Genomic DNA, 2979 nt, shown 5'->3' on the forward strand with positions numbered 1-2979 from the left:
CCTATCAACGTTGTGGTCTCCAACGGCCCTTTAGGACCCTCAAGGGGTCAGGGATGACTCATCTCAGGGCTCGCTTCCCGCTTAGATGCTTTCAGCGGTTATCGATTCCGAACTTAGCTACCGGGCAGTGCCACTGGCGTGACAACCCGAACACCAGAGGTTCGTTCACTCCGGTCCTCTCGTACTAGGAGCAACTCCCTTCAATCATCCAACGCCCACGGCAGATAGGGACCGAACTGTCTCACGACGTTCTGAACCCAGCTCGCGTACCACTTTAAATGGCGAACAGCCATACCCTTGGGACCGACTTCAGCCCCAGGATGTGATGAGCCGACATCGAGGTGCCAAACACCGCCGTCGATATGAACTCTTGGGCGGTATCAGCCTGTTATCCCCGGAGTACCTTTTATCCGTTGAGCGATGGCCCTTCCATTCAGAACCACCGGATCACTATGACCTACTTTCGTACCTGCTCGACCTGTCCGTCTCGCAGTTAAGCTGGCTTATGCCATTGCACTAACCTCCTGATGTCCGACCAGGATTAGCCAACCTTCGTGCTCCTCCGTTACTCTTTGGGAGGAGACCGCCCCAGTCAAACTACCCACCAGGCACTGTCCGCGAGCCCGATTCAGGGCCCTGCGTTAGAACATCAAACATACAAGGGTGGTATTTCAAGGACGGCTCCAGCGCAACTGGCGTCACGCCTTCAAAGCCTCCCACCTATCCTACACATGTAGGTTCAATGTTCAGTGCCAAGCTGTAGTAAAGGTTCACGGGGTCTTTCCGTCTAGCCGCGGGTACACCGCATCTTCACGGCGAATTCGATTTCACTGAGTCTCGGGTGGAGACAGCATGGCCATGGTTACACCATTCGTGCAGGTCGGAACTTACCCGACAAGGAATTTCGCTACCTTAGGACCGTTATAGTTACGGCCGCCGTTTACCGGGGCTTCGATCAAGAGCTTCGCTTGCGCTAACCCCATCAATTAACCTTCCGGCACCGGGCAGGTGTCACACCCTATACGTCCACTTTCGTGTTTGCAGAGTGCTGTGTTTTTGATAAACAGTCCCAGCCATCTGGTCACTGCGACTCCCGACAGCTCCATCCGCAAGGGACTTCACCATCAAGAGCGAACCTTCTCCCGAAGTTACGGTTCTATTTTGCCTAGTTCCTTCACCCGAGTTCTCTCAAGCGCCTTGGTATTCTCTACCCGACCACCTGTGTCGGTTTGGGGTACGATGACTTGTAATCTGAAGCTTAGAGGCTTTTCCTGGAAGCAGGGCATCAATGGCTTCCACACCGTAGTGTGTTCGTCTCGTGTCTCAGTGTTGTGTCTCCGGATTTGCCTGGAAACACCACCTACGCACTTTCACCAGGACAACCGTCGCCTGGCCCACCTAGCCTTCTCCGTCCCCCCATCGCAATTACAAGTCGTGCAGGAATATTAACCTGCTTCCCATCGACTACGCCTTTCGGCCTCGCCTTAGGGGTCGACTCACCCTGCCCCGATTAACGTTGGACAGGAACCCTTGGTCTTCCGGCGAGGAGGCTTTTCACCCCCTTTATCGTTACTTACGTCAGCATTCGCACTTCTGATATCTCCAGCATACCTCTCGATACACCTTCGCAGACTTACAGAACGCTCCCCTACCACTCATACATAAGTATGAATCCGCGGCTTCGGTGCCTGGTTTGAGCCCCGTTACATCTTCCGCGCAGGCCGACTCGACTAGTGAGCTATTACGCTTTCTTTAAATGATGGCTGCTTCTAAGCCAACATCCTAGCTGTCTGAGCCTTCCCACATCGTTTCCCACTTAACCAGAACTTTGGGACCTTAGCCGGCGGTCTGGGTTGTTTCCCTCTTCACGACGGACGTTAGCACCCGCCGTGTGTCTCCCGGATATTACTTACTGGTATTCGGAGTTTGCATGGGGTTGGTAAGTCGGGATGACCCCCTAGCCCAAACAGTGCTCTACCCCCAGTAGTATTCGTCCGAGGCGCTACCTAAATAGCTTTCGGGGAGAACCAGCTATCTCCGAGTTTGATTGGCCTTTCACCCCCAGCCACAGGTCATCCCCTAACTTTGCAACGTTAGTGGGTTCGGTCCTCCAGTTGATGTTACTCAACCTTCAACCTGCCCATGGCTAGATCACCCGGTTTCGGGTCTACACCTTGCAACTAGACGCCCAGTTAAGACTCGGTTTCCCTACGGCTCCCCTATACGGTTAACCTCGCTACAAAATGTAAGTCGCTGACCCATTATACAAAAGGTACGCAGTCACCCCGAAGGGCTCCCACTGCTTGTACGTACACGGTTTCAGGTTCTATTTCACTCCCCTCACAGGGGTTCTTTTCGCCTTTCCCTCACGGTACTGGTTCACTATCGGTCAGTCAGGAGTATTTAGCCTTGGAGGATGGTCCCCCCATATTCAGACAGGATGTCACGTGTCCCGCCCTACTCGATTTCACATCAAGGTTGTTTTCGTGTACGGGGCTATCACCCTGTATCGCCGGCCTTTCCAGGACCGTTCCACTAACTTCCAAGATGCTTAAGGGCTAATCCCCGTTCGCTCGCCGCTACTGAGGGAATCTCGGTTGATTTCTTTTCCTCGGGGTACTTAGATGTTTCAGTTCTCCCGGTTCGCCTCTGTTACCTATGTATTCAGTAACAGATACCCGAGTTATCTCGGGTGGGTTTCCCCATTCGGAAATCTGTGAGTAATAGCGTCTCTTACCGACTTCTCACAGCTTATCGCAGGTTAGTACGTCCTTCATCGCCTCTGACTGCCAAGGCATCCACCATGTACGCTTAGTCACTTAACCATACAACCCCAAGAAGTGTCGTCGAAACGGCATTCAAGTTGCTGTACAACAAGGACCAAATAAAATTTGGTTTTCGCCAAGAAGTTTCCAAAGCACTTGTAACAAATGTTTGAGAACTACTTTTTAAATCAGCTTTCCAGATTGTTAAAGAGCA

The 2979-nt window shown here is 52.4% G+C and carries 1 rRNA gene; it reads right to left on the reverse strand.

Going from position 1 to position 2979, the window contains the following annotated elements:
* Positions 1-2825: ribosomal RNA gene (locus ACB042_RS20065) — 23S ribosomal RNA — on the reverse strand; the annotation flags it as partial.
* Positions 2826-2979: the final 154 nt, after the last annotated feature.

This window comes from Aeromonas sp. S13(2024), from assembly GCF_041402405.1.
In the GTDB taxonomy this organism is placed as follows: domain Bacteria; phylum Pseudomonadota; class Gammaproteobacteria; order Enterobacterales; family Aeromonadaceae; genus Aeromonas; species Aeromonas veronii.